Below are 15515 nucleotides of genomic sequence, written 5' to 3' on the forward strand. Positions count from 1 at the left end.
CATGTCAATCTATTTTGCTTAATTATGGGCATCAGCTAAGAAATAGCTCACGAATCCCAGCACTACCAATTTCCACCGCCAATGCCGCTAAGAGAAAACCTAGAAGCTTAGTAATAATGACCGCGCCTTCTGGTCCAAGCCAAGGATCGATGCGACCTGCCTGACGCACAATTACCCAGGTCACAAACATCGCCGATACAATACCAACCACCACACTGATATGAGCATTAGGAGCTTCAGACATCAATAGCATGACTGTCGTCAGTGTTCCAGGACCGGCTAGCAGTGGTAAGGCGAGTGGGGTTATTGCCACATCACGTCCTTGCTCAACAACTGGCGTATCGAGTTCTCCCTCTAGCATCCGTAAGGCAATGATGAGCAAAAGCAGTCCTCCAGCTATTCGCAAAGATCCCATGCTGATGTCCAAGTACTGCAAAACCCATTTACCCGCAAACGCAAATCCTAGTAGTACCAGAGTCGCCACAATAGTAGCTCGATCCACGACATTGTTCCTTTGCTCCGGCTCCATGCCTTTAGTCAGAACCAATAAAATCGGTATATTACCTAAAGCATCTGCTAAGACAAAGACAGCCACAAAGGTTTTGATAAAGATAGAGGTATCCACAGCTAGCGTTTAGAAGAGGAGGATTCATTAAAGGCTACCTTCAATGCCATCCAGTTTCCCACATTCCGTAGGTTGATCTACTCTATTCCTCAGTTGGTCAGAAGTGGTGATTTAAGACTACTAACGCGGCTTCACTTTTTGCTTAAGAAGCGATCGCTACTTCATCCTTAAAACTCCCGCAGGGAATTCGCCTAGACTTGAGCAATTCACGGGACTCTTGCCTAACTCGACCTTCCATCGCCTCGTGCTGCAATATAATAAACGCTCTAAAATCTTCCCAATCATATTTTGTTAATAAAAGCTGACGCAGTTGGTCTTCTGCCTCCACTGTTAGGTAACCAGTCATCAAAGCTTGTTGAACAATTTCACGGATTAAATGCATCGTACATTTCCCCTCTTGCTTGCTAGATAAAGGTAATTCAAGACCTCTGAGCAAACGCAATCTACAGTTTTCTGAGCCACCTTTCTCGTGTACTGGCAAATTTTTGATTGGCTTTAGCTGGTTCTTGTTTGTTCAGTAAATTCATGAACCCCTGCACCGACACCTCCTATCATTCAATAAATGTCAGCGGCTTTGTTAACGGTTATCAGCTAAGCCATTCATCTTGCTAAGTTGAACTGACAAGAGATGACCTGAAGATTGCTTTTTCTGCCAGAGCGCACTGATGCCAAAGCACTTTTGTTATTAGTAAGGACGCACCCACTTAAGCTTTGTTTCACACTTCCGGATTCACAAAGAAGTTGCCTGTAGTTGTTACATTTGTTTGTATTACAGGCTGACAAAATCGTCACACTACTATGGATACATGTGAAGTTTACAGAATCATTGAGAACAACAGTCTCTTCCCAAAGTAGGATTAAGATTTTGACAAAACATGGTTTTAACCTATTCATAAGGCTTGTTCTGGTGCCGTACAAGCGTCATACAAACGTTATACAGATAGATAAAGCAAGTTTTACAAAGGGTTTGGGCAACTAGCCTTGATTGGACATTGCAATATCATCCTTTTAGGTAAAAGGTCAAGACCTAGCTTTCTGCTCTAAAAGCCCTAATGACTTTAACTATCGACCAGACTACTAGCTAAGTTGGGCAACGATCTGATTTTGTAACAGGGTTTGGTTGGTCAACAGGTCTTCAACCGTGAGACGCAGGGAGCGTTGGGCATCAACCGAAAACTGGATTTTAATGCGATCGCGTCCTGGATTTCCAGGGGGGGTAAGTTGGGCAATATTTCTTGCCCCGTCACGGTCATTAAGAGGTTGCACAGCGGTTTGACCATTGCCCAACTGACGAGTAATTAAGCGATCCCCATCAAAGTACACTTCAGTAGCACCCGTTTGCGCCCCCAACTCTCCGACAATGAGTTCAATGCTTGGTTGGTTATCTACGGATGCCCCTAAAACAAGTTCCACGGATTCACTCATCGGGTAAGCTTGTCCGGCTTTGATGATGGAATGCCAGTTGTGACAATTGTTACGTCTATCCCAGTAGCGGATGCCGTAGCTGTGGTATAAGAAGTCCTGAACTTCAATGCCTTGACTAAGCTGAAGTGCGCCTTGCGCGATCGCTTCAAACGGCTTTTCGCTCCGAATTTTGCTAGCGTCGAAGTATTGCTTGACCCAATTTTGAACGGCTGGAATTTGGGCAGTGCCGCCGACTAACAAAACAGCATCAATATCTGACACTTCTATTCCGGAGCGTCGCCCTTGTTGCAACAGTTGTGCCATCCTATCGTCTAAAATCTCAAAAAACTGGTGTTCTTTGAGGATGGCTTCAAAACCATCTTGGTCAAGTTTCAGCTCATAACTCTCAAACGTTTCATCATTGAAATAAACTTCCGTTGCCGATCGCTTCGCGGAGAGTTGAATCTTCAAGCGTTCTGCAAGCCGGGTTGTAAGAGGCGATCGCGTTAACCCTTGAGTCTCAACAAAATAATCCACCAGCCAGTTATCAATATCCGACCCTCCCAAATTTTGCCCAGCTTTTGCCAATACACGAGCAATCCTGGTTTTTTGGCGATCGCTTTCACCCAGCAACTTCTCACCCCACTTCAAGATAAAACCCAATGGCTTTTTACCCGCTTGAGCCTCCTGATTTAATTGCACTAGAGATAAATCCAAAGTGCCGCCGCCAAAATCAACAACCAGTAAGGTGTCACCCTCGGCAACCCCATATCCTAATGCCGCCGCTGTTGGTTCATCCAATATTCGCACTTGCTCAACGGGCAAAACTTGGCAGACTCCACTCAACCAATGACGGTAGGCTTCAAAGCTATCAACAGGCACAGTCAGAATTAGGGATTCGATCAACGTTTCGGGTGACGGTTCCAGTTGTTCAATAATTTGTGTGAGGAACCATTGCCCAACTTGTTCAAAGCTGATAATTTTTCCATCCAGTTCTGGTAAAAATCCCTGAATCTCTGCCCCAATCCCACGTTTGAAGCTGCGGAAGAAGCGGGGATTTTTAGTGAGGTCAAGACCTTTATCACGTACTGCCTGCCCGACAATCACCTTCCCCTGACTTGCCTGTTCTACATAGAGCAAACTGGGAACTAAAGGCGGATTCTGACTCAGTTGTAGTGATAAACCTGGCAAGCTTAAGGTTTCAGGCTGTCCTGTTGCTGAATTCCAACGAGTGATTACTGTGTTGCTTGTGCCAAAATCAATTGCGTAGGACGCAGTCTTTGTCGTAGACATCGCCATTTACTTAACGTTCTTTTTCATCCAAATTCAGTTTCCCAGTAATTCGGGTGATTTGGCGAACTACACAAGATACTACACTAGCAAATCAGTTGTTGTTACTGGCTTTGTGCCATAAGATTACCTACGGAAAATCTTCTCCCAATCCCAGTTAGCAATCCATAATCTCAGGACTTACGCTTCCAGCCTGGTCAAACGCGACGAGATGCCCGTGTTCATTGGCACTTACAAGGTTGGCAAAGACCTGCTTAATTAACTATTTTCTGCATAATTTTCCCAAGACCAAGGAGCTAAGTCAAATGACTATTAGTAAAAGCTATCCTCACTTTACCCCAGAAGAGTATTTGGAAATTGAAGAAAGTAGCACCATTAAGCATGAATATATTCAAGGTCACATTTATGCAATGGCAGGAGCAAGTAAAGCTCATGTCATTCTCACAGGAAATTTGGTGACATTGCTCAATAACCATCTGCGGAGAACTGGCTGTATTGTCTACTCAACCGATATGAAAGTCAGAATTGAAGCAGCAAACACGTTTTACTATCCTGATGTTGCTGTTACTTGTGATGAACGCGACAGAACATCCTCAGAAGATTTTATTCGCTATCCACGCCTCATTATTGAAGTGCTATCTCGCAAGACAGAAGCATTTGACAGAGGAGATAAATTTGCTGATTACAAAACTCTAGAAACTCTAGAAGAATATATCCTTGTCAATCAATATCAGATGAGTGTAGAGCGTTTCCAACGCAATGCTGAAGGCTTCTGGGTGCCATTTGCCTACAGGGAAAGTGATAATGTATCGTTCGCTAGCGTTAATTTTCATAACGCGATCGCTGAACTCTATGAAAACGTGGCATTACTCACATAATTGAGGAAGAGAGCAAGTACTCACATCCACTAATACTACCGAGATTTTATTTTAGAACTGCGATCGCACCCCTCAGTCAAAGCGCGATCACTTTAGAACGAACTCCTAACGAGTGATTCGCCAACCTTTAATTAGTACGAGTTCGCCTGGGTTTAGAACTTATCCTCAGACGAACTGTACCTGTAGGCGTTACTCGATAGCTGTAGCTTTTGATTCTTCAGAAACGATATCGAGAACCAGTTGTTCAGAACGTCGGAGGATAGCTAAACGCGATCGCACTCCTACTCGTTCGTGGGTCAAGACTTTATGCAAATCATCAATGTTGGCAATTGGTTGTTCATCAAACCCGATGATCACATCGCGTTCCAGCAATCCAGCTTTTTGGGCAGGACTGTTTTCCTCAATCGAGATAACCAAAATCCCACTCTCAACTGGCAAATTATGGAAGTTAATCACCCGACGTGGAAGGGGAACCGTTTGTCCGCCTACACCGATGTAACTCCGCCGAATTTTGCCATCTTTCATCAGTGGGCCAACAACAAACTTCGCAGTATTAACGGGAATTGCAAGGCAGATACCTTGAGCGCGGAGAATGATTGCAGTATTGACACCAATCACTTCTCCACGAGAGGAAACCAAGGGTCCACCAGAGTTACCTGGGTTCAACGCGGCATCAGTCTGGATGATGTTGTCAATCAACCGACCAGAGTTTGAGCGGAATGAACGACCAACCGCGCTAATCACTCCGGCTGTTACAGTACATTGAAACCCGTAGGGATTGCCGATCGCGATCGCAACCTGACCCGCTTTTAGCGATTGTGAATCCCCTAACTTTGCCGCAACCAAGTTCGGTGCATTGATTCTAATAACTGCTAAATCCGTATCCGGGTCATCTCCTACAAGTTCCGCCTGATACCGACGACCATCAGAAAGCGTTACCTCAATTTTGGTCGCGTCATGCACAACATGGCTATTAGTCAGGATGTAACCATCGGGTGTGAAGATAAATCCCGAACCATTACCGCGCATTTCTTCAGGCATACGCTGATAATTTGACCGTCTACCCCTAACCTGTCCAACAACGTCAATATTGACGACAGAGGGGCTTACCTTCTCTACGGCATTTGTGACTGCCCGTGAATAAGCATCGAGAAGTTGTTCATCTGCTGTTGGGACAGGCTCGATTATTTGCCGATTCTCATTTGCAAAACTATCGTTTGCGTTTGCTACCAGTCGTAAAGCTCGTCCCATGACCGTTGCTCCTGTCTTTGTTGTAGCAAGAAGGCGATGATTGCACTCCTTATATGTATGATGGCGAGAGTACAGCGGTTTCAGCAACTAGGCACCAAAAAGTGCCGTACATACCTAATGGTGCGTAACTCTTCCGAACCTGAAGTTTTCAATGCTGAGTGCCCTAGCCAACGGGTACTCGAAACAATTGCCGATAAATGGAGTGTGATTGTAATTTATGCACTTTCAACAACAGAAACGAGCCGCTACAGCGAACTTCAACGTCTAATTAGTGGAGTCTCGCAAAAGATGTTGACGCAAACGTTGCGTAAGTTAGAGCGTGATGGATTAGTGGAACGTCAAGTTTACCCCGTTGTGCCACCAAAGGTTGAGTATTCGTTGACACCGTTGGGTAAAACGTTGACTGAACTCTTGAAGGCAATGTGCAAATGGGCGGAAAGCCATTTTGATGAGGTTGAGGCGGCGCGTCTTCGTTATGACGAGAAAAGCGATCGCTAACACACCGTCATAACGGATACCCTAGGATGTACTAAATGTGCTTTATCAAGCGATGAGCAACTTACAGCTCCAGTTTCCCACCGATACCTGGGTAAAAGCGACTTGGGATGAATATCTGCAAGCCATTGAAGACCCACGATTAGAAAAAGCCAAGTGCTACTATCACAACGGACAACTCCGAATTGAAATGCCTCCCATTGGTCACGATCACGCCTGCGATCACACAATAATTATGCTGGCTGTTAGTCTATTTTGTATTCTCAAGGGTATTGATTTCAAAGGGATGGATAACTGCACCTACCGGAAAAAAGAGGTTGGTGAAGCTCAACCCGATGCCTCTTACTATTTCGGAGAAGATGCTGATGCAATCACTTATGGCACCTCAATTATCGACTTAGATCGCTACCCGCCGCCTGATTTGGTGATCGAAGTTGCTAACACTTCACCTTCTGATGACAAAGGTGAAAAACGGATTTTGTATGAGGCGTTAGATGTTTCTGAATACTGGATTCTTGATGTGAAAAATGTTCAGGTTATTGCATTTGCTGTTGCTGATGGAGGTAGCAAGCGAATTAGTGAATCTCAAGTTTTGCCAGGGCTGACAATTTCTCTACTCAATCAAGCTTTCCGAGGCACTCGCCAAATGAATCAACGTCTAGTTGGAGCTTGGTTAATGGAGCAGTTTCAGAAAGCGAATGAATAATTCATCGTCATTAACCATTTCGGCACAAAGCGATCGCAATAAACCTAAAATGGCATAGGCTGTCTTTGAATTGAGATTGGCAAATGGACAACTCCGAAACTTAAAAAACTTTATCTTCAATACCATTCCACCACTCTCCAAGTTTCATTAAGTCTTCATGAATATCAGCGAGTTCATGAGCGTAGGCATCAGGTGAAAGAGTTGCTCGATGCTCTTGTAGTTTCTTCAATCGTAGTTGCACTAGCAGCCAAGGTTTAGAAATACTATCTGTTGCTTCGAGGTATTGTGCTAAATCTTTACTATCCATATCCACAAATGTAAAGCTCTTTGGTATTTGAGCAACTAAAATTCTCTTGTTAGTCAAAAGAATGTTTATTCGCTTTGCCAGTCTGGTAATGCAGTCGGCAGCGCATCTTGATATCCAGCCTCATTCAGGGCGTGTTTGGCTAAATCTAGATCAAAGATACCTTGAGAGTCATTCATCCGAAGGTACTCAACAGCTTTAACTAAATGGGCGATCGCATCTAGGGATGCTTCCAGTCTTGCTTCTAGTTCTTGGACTTTAGTAATGAGATCTTGTTGCGTTTGTTCGCTCATACGCTTTGTTCTCTCAAGAATTTTAGCAATTATTGAAGTTGAGGACGGTTTCTGTAGGCAGTGACAAAAAAGGGCGACGATACTTCAACCGTGCGCCCACAAGTTTTATCAAGCTAATAGTAGTTCTCGCCTACTATGATGTTTGCCTGTGATTACTTAGCTATTCGCCATCTGGAACCGCTCATTAACGGCATCCCAGTTAACTACATTCCACCACTGCTTCAGGTACTCAGGGCGCTTGTTTTGGTACTTGAGGTAGTAAGCGTGTTCCCAAACATCATTGCCCATTATTGGAAATTTACCATCACTCAGGGGGCTATCCTGATTGGGTGTACTGGCGATTTCCAGCTTGCCATCACTGGTGCGAACCAGCCAAGCCCAGCCACTGCCAAATTGATTAGCGCCAGCATCGTTGAACCGTGTCTTGAAGCTTTCAAAGTCTCCAAACGTGTCAGAAATCGCAGAAGCGATCGCACCTGTTGGATCACCACCAGCATTTGGGCCCATCAGTGTCCAGAACATGGTGTGATTGACATGACCGCCACCATTGTTGCGTACTGCGGTCTTGATGTCTGACGGCAGACTATTGAGATCAAGTATCAACTCTTCTGGACTTTTGCTTTGCAGCTCAGGATACTTCTCTAGGGCGGCATTCAACTTGCTGACGTAAGCCTGGTGGTGCAGATCGTGATGAATCTGCATCGTCTGTGCGTCAATGTATGGCTCTAGAGCGTCGAAGCTATACGGTAATGGCGGTAGTTCGTGTGCCATAAATAAGTCCTTTGTTACGACTTGCGAGTAGCAAAGCTGGTATAGAGGCTCTGGCACTCCAGATGTCTGCTCTTACCAGCCCACCATTCACAAATCTTAAGTCTATATGGGAAGTGCGAATATAGGCAAATATACGCAAATTTCCGAAAGTGTAATCTTAAAGCTACGAATTTTGGCTTCTAGCCAACGCATATAGTCTCTCTAAATCACTGTTGCTTAGGGATGCAGCCTTTTTCCAGGAATAGATCCTTATGTTGATAGACGTATGCAGAACAAAGAAGGGGTAGGCTGAGAGCGATGAAGAGGAGGCAGACGATGGAGCGAGAGGTTAAGGATACTGACGGGATTACTTGGACATGTGTTCAGGCATATACAGGTCTTTCTGATGGAGTACAAGACCAGAATGCCGCTCAGGTAAAGGGGACAGAGGATACATACTGGGTTGTCTGCACTCCTTCGGGCGGAGCGAAGTCGGTGCGGCTCAAACTACAAGGTGAATGGGAAACATCCTATTCCGACGAGGCGTTGCTTAGCGAGATTGAAGCGCAGCGGCAGCAGGATTAAAGCTCTTGGGCAAGCTGATGTGCATTTAAATTTTATTGTTGGAATTGAGAAGGGCTTGGCGGTTGAAACTGAAGCTACATAAACAAAACCTGCCTGGAGCAGGTTCAAAAACCTTTCAGAAGGGGTGTAACCTCTCCTGCTGAGTGCGGTTTCGCCCCACCTCTAACAACCCTGAGATTCGCTATCGTAAAAGGGTATCGAGGGAAGCCCCAATAGCGGCAACAGCTAATCTCCCTGTGTTCTCTTCCTTAAGCGGAGGAGGGCTTTTGATTGCGTGATTGAGGGTTGGTAAGTTCCTCTTGAAACGGTGAGAAGAATTTTTTTTGCGATCGCTCTTATAGTTCTGGCTTTTATGACATCACTTGTATTTTCAGCTCAACAACCTGAACCGATCAATGAACTCTATGTGTTTGGGGACAGTCTTTCGGATGTGGGTACGGTGTTCCGAGCCACAGGGGGAATGTATCCACCCAATCCGACCTACTTTCAGGGGCGTTACTCGAATGGTCGGGTTTGGGTTGAGTATCTTGCCGATAAGCTGCACCTCTCCTCTAAACAAACCAACAATTTTGCTTGCGGAGGAGCAACCACGGGAAGCGGAGGCAATAGTCTTGTACCAGGCTTGTTAACACAGGTTCAGTCATTTACACAGACGCATCAACAGACCAATCCCCATGCGCTATATGTACTGTGGGCAGGAGCAAATGACTATTTGCAGGGGGTCAGCCGTGCAACTGTTCCTGTTGAAAATGTAACAGAAGCGATCGCCTCTCTCGTTGGTGTGGGTGCTAAAAAGATTCTGGTGGCAAATTTGCCAGATTTGGGGCAGTTACCCTCTACACGAACCAGTACTAATTCTGCAAATCTCAGCACCATAACACAATCCCATAATCAGGGCTTGCGACGAGCGATAAAGCAGTTGAATCAACAGTATCCTGACCTCCAGATTGCCAGTTTGGATGCCAACGCGCTTTATCGAGAAGCCATCACTAATCCAGCGGCGTTTGGCTTTACCAATGTCATCAGTTCCTGTCTATCTGGTCGCGCTTGTAGTAATCCACACCAGTTTTTGTTCTGGGATGGCATTCATCCGACAACAGCAGCTCACCGTATCTTAGGAGAGGCTGGCTTTTCAGCGATTCAAGACGGAGGAATGGTCGATTCCCGCCCAATGCTGCTGAAGTAAACGGCTCTTTTACGACAGAGTGATTTGAACTTGGTTGGGTACCCCAAATCAGCTCATATTTTAGGCATTCAGAAGTTACGCAGTTAATCGTAAAACCTAACCCGCCTACGCGGGTTAGGTTTATGTAGCTGCGGTTTCAACCGCTAAGCTGACTTCATTGCCGCCTCAATTACTAGTTGAGAAATATATGCTAAGAACGGTCAACATTAAAGTACTATCATGGCGGCAGACAAGGGAGGTATTTGATGTCCACTCACCAAGAGGCACATCCTCACTCGCTAAATCGGTTGCTTGCCAGCTTACCGAGTCAAGAGCTAACAGCATTGCTTCCTCATCTGGAACAGGTATCACTCTCACATGGGCAGCCCATCATATTGCCTGATGAGCCTATCCCATTTGTCTATTTCCCCCTCAACTCATTGCTTTCTTTGGTGACGGTGCTGGAGGACGGCTCAACGGTAGAAGCTGGCTCGATTGGGCGTGAAGGGATGGCAGGTTTGCCAATTCTTTTGGATGCGGGCACGACACCGATGCAAACTTTTACGCAAATCCCCGGTCAAGCCGTGCGTGTCAAAGCGGAGATAATCAAACAGGCGTTCGACGCAGGTGGAGCGTTGCGTCATATTCTCCACCGATACATACATACAACCATTGTTCTCGGTTCACAAACTGCTGCCTGCAATCGTTTTCATCGTGTAGAAGCAAGGCTTTGCCGTTGGTTGTTAATGAGCAGTGACGGTATAGGGAAGGAAGACCTTTTCCTGACGCATGACTTCCTAGCCACAATGCTCGGTGTAAGGCGTGCCGGAGTTAGTGAAGCAGCTAGTCAACTCCAGAGCCAAGGTTTAATTCGTTACCAGCGCGGACGCATCCAGATTGTTGACAGGAAGGGATTGGAAACATCTGCCTGTGAATGTTACGAGGCGGTCAAGGCAGAATATGTTCGCTTATTTGGCTAAAGCTTTTGGTCAGCCATCGATTACCGAGCCTTTACTTCAACTCTTGCGTATTTCCCGTTGATAACGAGGGCGTGCTGGTGTACCCCAACATACTTGCTGTGCGGGGATATTGCTGAAAACACTGCTACGCGCACCAACGACAGCATTAGCACCAATCTGGACACCTGGAGCAATGAAGCAATCTGTAGCAATCCAGACACCGTTGCCAATGGTAATTGGAGAGGTTATCAGAGTAAAGGCTGGGTCTTGAATATCATGGCTACCCGTGCAGAGGTAGGATTTTTGAGAGATAACACAATGACAGCCAATCCGAATCGGCTCAAGGCTGTACAAAACAACATCATCCCCAATCCAACTGTAGTCACCAATTTCTACTTTCCAAGGATAGGTGAAACGAGCAGTTGGTCGAATAACAACACCTGTACCAATTTTTGCCCCAAATAGCCGCAAGAGCGATTGGCGAAAGCGATTGAAGGTATGGGGACTCAAGGGAAATGCGATCGCTTGTACTAACCACCAGAGTAGGACAACCCAGCCAGGGCGACCTCGGTCATACCCAGCTTGGCTATATTGACGTAAATCAACCAGAGGGGCAGTAGTGGTGATGGGGAGGTGGGGGAGTGGCGAGATAGGGAGGTGGGGAGGGGGGGAAGGAGAATTACTACTCGTCATAGTTACTAGGGTGGACGGCTAGGGAAATCAGGCGCAAATTTAAAACTCTCAGTGAGTTTCTGACACAATTGGCGAGGGTGGTGCGGCTGGTGGTGTGGCAGTAACATTTAGCTGTCCGCCAAACTGCCGTAACTCATAAAGTTTCACACCAATTTGATACTCATACTGACTCAGTAAACGTCCATAAATATAACCAGCTTTTCCATCTAGAAAGCCCAGTCGGATGAAGTAAAACAAAATAAACCGTAGTGTGGGTTTAAAGGGTAGCCGCACCCAAAGAGTTTTAAGAAAACGCTTCCGCTGCACAGCGTCTCCAAAAAGATTTGCGCCAATTGTACCGGAATCGTCTTTGCCATTTAGTAAATTGAGATAAACGCGAGCTTCCCAATTAGAGTAACGATTATGCCGCTCTAGCCAGTGATAGAGGTCACGAAAATCTATATGCAGCATGTCATTTTTTAAGTAGCCAACTTTACCGTCCAAGATGACATGTTCGTGAACTTCGTTATCACCTGTATTGCGAATTTCTTCTGTACTAAGGTTCTCATAGCGACCTTTTTTATGCTTGAACAGACGTAAATTCCAGTCGGGATATTTTCCACCGTAACGAATCCATTTACCCAAAAAGAATACCTTGCGATTGAGGTAGTAACCCTCATAGTCTGACGTTTGAATTGCAAGAGCAATTTCATCCCAAAGTTCTGGGGTAATCCGCTCATCACAATCAACAATGAGTACCCATTCATTACGGAATGGTAAATTATCTAAGCTCCAATTTTTCTTTTTCGGCCAACGACCATTGAAATGAAATTGCACTACGTTAGCATCGTATATTTTAGCAATTTCAACAGAGCGATCGCTACTTTGAGAATCGACAACAAAGACTTCATCAGCTCTATTTAGACTCTCTAAACAAGCGGGGAGATTAGTTTCTTCGTTTTTGGCAGGAATCAGAACGGAGACCGGGATTTTGTTTGTGGTAAATGCCATGCCTAAAAGTCTGCTACTTGAATTTGTTTACCAAAATATCTGGATGTTTTTTCATCGTAACAGTCAACATTTTTTAACAAGTATTATTTAACTAATTATTTCCCTGTAGTAGAATTACTCAGTGGTAAATCTGATTTTGGTCTTTTTAGGAAGCCTTTAACCGCTGCACTTAAATAACCCATTTGACCGTAAGCGTATACTAAGTTATCAAAGCGCAATGCCGGGTCACGGAAGTGTTTAACTGATTTGTAGAGTCCTCGCGCCATGCGTTCACCGCCTCGCAAAAGCTGACGGGAACCAGCACGACCGGAGAGTTGTTCACGATAGCATTCGCTAATGCCTTGCCACCAACCTCGATTTAAAAACCAGATTCGCTCAAGTCGCTCTAGAGCAACGTTATGAGCGACTTGTGCATCTGGCAAATAGGCAACCTGCCACCCTCCCTGAAGGGCTAATTCGGTCATATGCAATTCTTCATTGGATAACAAATTTGTGCCGATACGACCCAACTTGGTATTGAAACCACCGACTTGTTCGAGAAAACTTCGTCGAAGTGAATAGTTTACCCCTCGTGGAGTCAAATCAGGATTATTGATATAAACAATTTCTTCACCCAAATCGTAAGCTCCTAAATTTCCGGCTAATTCGGCTGATAACCACTTAGGAGGTGTGAAACCATCTGGCCATAGAAGGGTAACCTTACCACCTGCGATCGCAAGCTTTTTGTTACTTTGATAGGCGTGATAAATTCCCTTCAGCCAGAGGGGGCTAGCAACGGCATCATCATCAAGATAAGCAAGAATTGGGGAACGGGCTTCTTTCGCACCTGTATTGCGAGCAACGGATAGACCAAGAATCGGTTCATAAACATAATTGAGTCGTGGGTTGGACAGTCGCTCGCCAACAATTTCACGAGTGCGATCGCTCGACGCATTATCCACTACAATCACTTCATAACTGTAAAAATCCTGCTGGAGCAAGCTATCAATAGCAGCGCTCAAATATTCCTCACGATTGTAGGTGCAGATGATCGCAGAAATTTGAGGGTCTGACATATAAAAAGATTGGGAGGATTTATTTGCAGGTTCTCAAGAAGCGTCTGATAGGGGGAATTGGGAATTGGGAATTGGGAATTGGTGATTGAGAGAAAGAGACTTTCAGGTGGAAAGTTATGTAGGGAAGTTCATAGAGTCTCTTGCATCTAAGAAGCCCCATTTTTAGGATGATTAATGCGCTTGTTTATCTAGAGTTTTCTTAGTTTTTGGTTAGCGCAGTAATATTTACGAGTAACAAAGCCAAGTAAGTGTTACTGGATGCCTAAAGGATGGGTGCTTGTACTTCTAGCGTTCTAACCTGTTAACCTACTAACTTGCCAGCTTTAGTAAAGGGGTAATGAGCAGAAGCTAACCAAAAAACCCTGTTGTTCCTCTTTGAGTTTGGGGAAACAGGGGTATTTGTTTTGTGTTTTTTCAGGGTTGCCGTTCATTCCTCACTCCTTACTCAGATGACTGTGCATCACGATAAGAGTTTCCGACAACTGACTCAGACGAACTTCCAAATCTTGTTTGCGGCTCAAAAGTTGCTTCAGCTTTTGATGACGTGCGATCGCTAAACTGACACTAGGAACTTGGTCGGGTGGGCAAGGTCGTGCCCAAAACTGACCATCTTCATTCAGTCCACAGAGGCGGTAACCTGTTCGAGGGGATTCATAAGTGACTTGGGCATCGGGTTGATTCAAGAGTTCTTCTTTTACATAGTCCATCAATCGGTCAACATCCGCATGGCGTACTGCCCCACCCTCGTCTTTGGCTTCACGGGCATGAGACTCTAGCCAGCCATCAACAATTGGCCCTTCCATATAGATGTCTTGTATTTGCCGCACGATGGTTTGCAATTCTTTTTGCCAGCCACCAACAATTTCCTGGATTTCTTGCAGCAGGTTCATTGCCAATGCCGGATTAGCTGCATGACGATGATTGCTGAAGGTAGGAGATTTCAATTTGGGTAGCGTCGGCGCTTTGCCCTGATTCTTGCGGGCAGGAAAAGGCTGTACAGCCATCGAGAACGAAGGTTCGCCCGCATCTCGATGAGGGACAGATTGAGTACTATCAGCATCAGTTGGGTGTGTCACAGTTGCAGAGCTTGTTTTACTATCAGTTTGTCGCGGTTGTTCCAACTGATGGAGTGCTGTCTCGATCCGTTGCAGTTCTGGTTTCATGGTTCTCTCATACCACTGTGTCAAAATCACTAATGCCTTAATTCCAGCACAATTCCTAAGCGTGAGGTTAGCTTACCTGCTGAAGAATTTGTCAACTTGCTCAATTTTGTCTTTTTTCGGTCATCTTAACCGCATTGCTTAGCAAAAATGGAAATTTTGGCTAAAGCCTGATTTCTTAAAATAAACCAGTGTGCGTTAAATCCCACGCACTTCCTACGAAAATGGGCAAGGACACAGAGAAGAAATTTGTCCCCTGCTTCCCCTATTCCCCTACTCTCTTAACACTTGTGAACTCTGATTCTCAACCCTCTACCAGTCAGATAATCTTAGTAACAGGGCCATCACGTTCTGGCAAAAGTGAGTGGGCAGAAGCATTAGCCCTACAAACAGGGAAGCAAGTCATTTATGTGGCAACTGCCGAGACTAATCCAGATGACGTTGAGTGGCTGGCGCGGATTGAGAAGCATCAGCAACGGCGGCCAGAGGAGTGGACTACTCTGTTGGTACCAGTGGAGTTATCCACAACGATTCGAGCGTATTCTAATAGCCGTTGCTGCCTGTTGGTTGACTCTTTAGGAACTTGGGTCGCTAATCTGCTCGATCAAGAGGCAGAGGTTTGGCATAGAACGCTACAAGACTTATTAGACAGCTTAGGTCAGATAAAAGGTACTGTCATTTTTGTTGCAGAGGAAACAGGCTGGGGCGTTGTTCCTGCCTATCCTGTTGGGAGACTATTTCGCGATCGCCTTGGCGAATTAGTTCGCCAACTTGGTATGCTGGCAAAGCCAACTTACTTAGTTACAGGCGGTCACGTTCTCAATCTCAGTACTCTCGGTTCACCCTTGCAGAAGTAACGTCCCTCGTTACTATGGAGGAAAAGAGAGCAAACTGGGGATTGGGTCGGAAGAA

General features: G+C 45.4%; 18 protein-coding genes. 7 read left to right on the top strand and 11 right to left on the bottom strand.

What is annotated here, in order from left to right:
* Nucleotides 1-31 precede the first annotated feature (31 nt).
* The 3 genes from AC5JL3_RS33245 to AC5JL3_RS33255 all read right to left on the bottom strand — a co-directional run bounded on the left by AC5JL3_RS33245 (nt 32) and on the right by AC5JL3_RS33255 (nt 3322).
* Nucleotides 32-625 (bottom strand): MarC family protein, encoded by a 594-nt coding sequence (locus tag AC5JL3_RS33245; RefSeq protein ID WP_496078525.1) that lies wholly within the window; start codon nt 623-625, stop codon nt 32-34.
* A 142-nt stretch (nt 626-767) separates the two neighbouring features.
* Nucleotides 768-1007: a hypothetical protein gene (locus tag AC5JL3_RS33250; RefSeq protein ID WP_192216867.1), complete on the bottom strand. Its 240-nt coding sequence runs from the start codon at nt 1005-1007 to the stop codon at nt 768-770.
* A 695-nt stretch (nt 1008-1702) separates the two neighbouring features.
* Entirely contained in the window at nt 1703-3322 is a 1620-nt protein-coding gene (locus AC5JL3_RS33255) for an Hsp70 family protein (protein ID WP_496078526.1), read from the bottom strand.
* Between the two features lie 302 nt (nt 3323-3624).
* Between AC5JL3_RS33255 and AC5JL3_RS33260 the strand changes: the two genes are divergently transcribed.
* Entirely contained in the window at nt 3625-4197 is a 573-nt protein-coding gene (locus AC5JL3_RS33260; RefSeq protein ID WP_496078527.1) for a Uma2 family endonuclease, read from the top strand.
* 189 nt (nt 4198-4386) lie between these two features.
* Here AC5JL3_RS33260 and AC5JL3_RS33265 read toward each other — a convergent pair whose 3' ends face one another.
* Nucleotides 4387-5448: a S1C family serine protease gene (locus tag AC5JL3_RS33265; RefSeq protein WP_496078528.1), complete on the bottom strand. Its 1062-nt coding sequence runs from the start codon at nt 5446-5448 to the stop codon at nt 4387-4389.
* A gap of 36 nt (nt 5449-5484) precedes the next feature.
* Between AC5JL3_RS33265 and AC5JL3_RS33270 the strand changes: the two genes are divergently transcribed.
* Both AC5JL3_RS33270 and AC5JL3_RS33275 read left to right on the top strand, forming a co-directional pair.
* Complete coding sequence (locus AC5JL3_RS33270; RefSeq protein ID WP_496078529.1) at nt 5485-5946, top strand: winged helix-turn-helix transcriptional regulator; 462 nt, start codon at nt 5485-5487, stop codon at nt 5944-5946.
* Between the two features lie 52 nt (nt 5947-5998).
* Nucleotides 5999-6649, top strand: a complete 651-nt coding sequence (locus AC5JL3_RS33275; protein ID WP_496078530.1) for a Uma2 family endonuclease — start codon at nt 5999-6001, stop codon at nt 6647-6649.
* Nucleotides 6650-6749: 100 nt separating this feature from the next.
* On the opposite strand, the gene AC5JL3_RS33280 is transcribed toward AC5JL3_RS33275, so the two are convergent.
* From AC5JL3_RS33280 to AC5JL3_RS33290, 3 genes are all read right to left on the bottom strand, one after another.
* Nucleotides 6750-6956 carry a hypothetical protein gene (locus AC5JL3_RS33280; RefSeq protein ID WP_496078531.1) on the bottom strand — a complete coding sequence of 69 codons (207 nt, stop codon included), beginning with the start codon at nt 6954-6956 and terminating at the stop codon, nt 6750-6752.
* A gap of 65 nt (nt 6957-7021) precedes the next feature.
* A complete protein-coding gene (locus AC5JL3_RS33285; protein ID WP_496078532.1) occupies nt 7022-7246 on the bottom strand; it encodes a hypothetical protein in 225 nt (74 codons plus the stop codon).
* Between the two features lie 156 nt (nt 7247-7402).
* On the bottom strand, nt 7403-8017 hold the full coding sequence (locus AC5JL3_RS33290; RefSeq protein WP_496078533.1) for a superoxide dismutase: 615 nt from the start codon (nt 8015-8017) through the stop codon (nt 7403-7405).
* Between the two features lie 315 nt (nt 8018-8332).
* Here AC5JL3_RS33290 and AC5JL3_RS33295 point away from each other — a divergent pair, with 315 nt between their 5' ends.
* The 3 genes from AC5JL3_RS33295 to AC5JL3_RS33305 all read left to right on the top strand — a co-directional run bounded on the left by AC5JL3_RS33295 (nt 8333) and on the right by AC5JL3_RS33305 (nt 10726).
* Nucleotides 8333-8581 carry a hypothetical protein gene (locus tag AC5JL3_RS33295; RefSeq protein WP_496078534.1) on the top strand — a complete coding sequence of 83 codons (249 nt, stop codon included), beginning with the start codon at nt 8333-8335 and terminating at the stop codon, nt 8579-8581.
* A gap of 307 nt (nt 8582-8888) precedes the next feature.
* Nucleotides 8889-9767, top strand: a complete 879-nt coding sequence (locus AC5JL3_RS33300) for an SGNH/GDSL hydrolase family protein (protein WP_496078535.1) — start codon at nt 8889-8891, stop codon at nt 9765-9767.
* Between the two features lie 245 nt (nt 9768-10012).
* Nucleotides 10013-10726 (top strand): Crp/Fnr family transcriptional regulator, encoded by a 714-nt coding sequence (locus AC5JL3_RS33305; protein ID WP_496078536.1) that lies wholly within the window; start codon nt 10013-10015, stop codon nt 10724-10726.
* A 36-nt stretch (nt 10727-10762) separates the two neighbouring features.
* Here AC5JL3_RS33305 and hpsU read toward each other — a convergent pair whose 3' ends face one another.
* The 4 genes from hpsU to AC5JL3_RS33325 form a co-directional block, all read right to left on the bottom strand.
* A complete protein-coding gene (gene hpsU, locus AC5JL3_RS33310) occupies nt 10763-11398 on the bottom strand; it encodes a hormogonium polysaccharide biosynthesis acetyltransferase HpsU (protein WP_496078537.1) in 636 nt (211 codons plus the stop codon).
* A 48-nt stretch (nt 11399-11446) separates the two neighbouring features.
* A complete protein-coding gene (locus tag AC5JL3_RS33315) occupies nt 11447-12388 on the bottom strand; it encodes a glycosyltransferase family 2 protein (protein ID WP_496078538.1) in 942 nt (313 codons plus the stop codon).
* Between the two features lie 95 nt (nt 12389-12483).
* On the bottom strand, nt 12484-13443 hold the full coding sequence (locus tag AC5JL3_RS33320) for a glycosyltransferase family 2 protein (RefSeq protein ID WP_496078539.1): 960 nt from the start codon (nt 13441-13443) through the stop codon (nt 12484-12486).
* 434 nt (nt 13444-13877) lie between these two features.
* Nucleotides 13878-14606, bottom strand: coding sequence for a hypothetical protein (locus tag AC5JL3_RS33325; protein ID WP_496078540.1), 729 nt, complete (start codon nt 14604-14606; stop codon nt 13878-13880).
* 287 nt (nt 14607-14893) lie between these two features.
* Between AC5JL3_RS33325 and cobU the strand changes: the two genes are divergently transcribed.
* Nucleotides 14894-15460: a bifunctional adenosylcobinamide kinase/adenosylcobinamide-phosphate guanylyltransferase gene (gene cobU / locus AC5JL3_RS33330; RefSeq protein WP_496078541.1), complete on the top strand. Its 567-nt coding sequence runs from the start codon at nt 14894-14896 to the stop codon at nt 15458-15460.
* Nucleotides 15461-15515 lie beyond the last annotated feature (55 nt).

This window comes from Symplocastrum torsivum, assembly GCF_059505465.1.

What these genes read in the sequence shown, in the direction of transcription:
- AC5JL3_RS33270 (WP_496078529.1), top strand. Translation starts at nt 5,485, where the DNA reads ATGATTGCACTCCTTATATGTATGATGGCGAGAGTACAGCGGTTTCAG.
- hpsU (WP_496078537.1), bottom strand. Translation starts at nt 11,398, where the DNA reads ATGACGAGTAGTAATTCTCCTTCCCCCCCTCCCCACCTCCCTATCTCG.
- AC5JL3_RS33325 (WP_496078540.1), bottom strand. Translation starts at nt 14,606, where the DNA reads ATGAAACCAGAACTGCAACGGATCGAGACAGCACTCCATCAGTTGGAA.
- AC5JL3_RS33265 (WP_496078528.1), bottom strand. Translation starts at nt 5,448, where the DNA reads ATGGGACGAGCTTTACGACTGGTAGCAAACGCAAACGATAGTTTTGCA.
- AC5JL3_RS33315 (WP_496078538.1), bottom strand. Translation starts at nt 12,388, where the DNA reads ATGGCATTTACCACAAACAAAATCCCGGTCTCCGTTCTGATTCCTGCC.
- AC5JL3_RS33295 (WP_496078534.1), top strand. Translation starts at nt 8,333, where the DNA reads ATGGAGCGAGAGGTTAAGGATACTGACGGGATTACTTGGACATGTGTT.
- AC5JL3_RS33285 (WP_496078532.1), bottom strand. Translation starts at nt 7,246, where the DNA reads ATGAGCGAACAAACGCAACAAGATCTCATTACTAAAGTCCAAGAACTA.
- AC5JL3_RS33275 (WP_496078530.1), top strand. Translation starts at nt 5,999, where the DNA reads ATGAGCAACTTACAGCTCCAGTTTCCCACCGATACCTGGGTAAAAGCG.
- AC5JL3_RS33255 (WP_496078526.1), bottom strand. Translation starts at nt 3,322, where the DNA reads ATGTCTACGACAAAGACTGCGTCCTACGCAATTGATTTTGGCACAAGC.
- AC5JL3_RS33250 (WP_192216867.1), bottom strand. Translation starts at nt 1,007, where the DNA reads ATGCATTTAATCCGTGAAATTGTTCAACAAGCTTTGATGACTGGTTAC.
- AC5JL3_RS33320 (WP_496078539.1), bottom strand. Translation starts at nt 13,443, where the DNA reads ATGTCAGACCCTCAAATTTCTGCGATCATCTGCACCTACAATCGTGAG.
- AC5JL3_RS33290 (WP_496078533.1), bottom strand. Translation starts at nt 8,017, where the DNA reads ATGGCACACGAACTACCGCCATTACCGTATAGCTTCGACGCTCTAGAG.
- AC5JL3_RS33305 (WP_496078536.1), top strand. Translation starts at nt 10,013, where the DNA reads ATGTCCACTCACCAAGAGGCACATCCTCACTCGCTAAATCGGTTGCTT.
- AC5JL3_RS33260 (WP_496078527.1), top strand. Translation starts at nt 3,625, where the DNA reads ATGACTATTAGTAAAAGCTATCCTCACTTTACCCCAGAAGAGTATTTG.
- AC5JL3_RS33280 (WP_496078531.1), bottom strand. Translation starts at nt 6,956, where the DNA reads ATGGATAGTAAAGATTTAGCACAATACCTCGAAGCAACAGATAGTATT.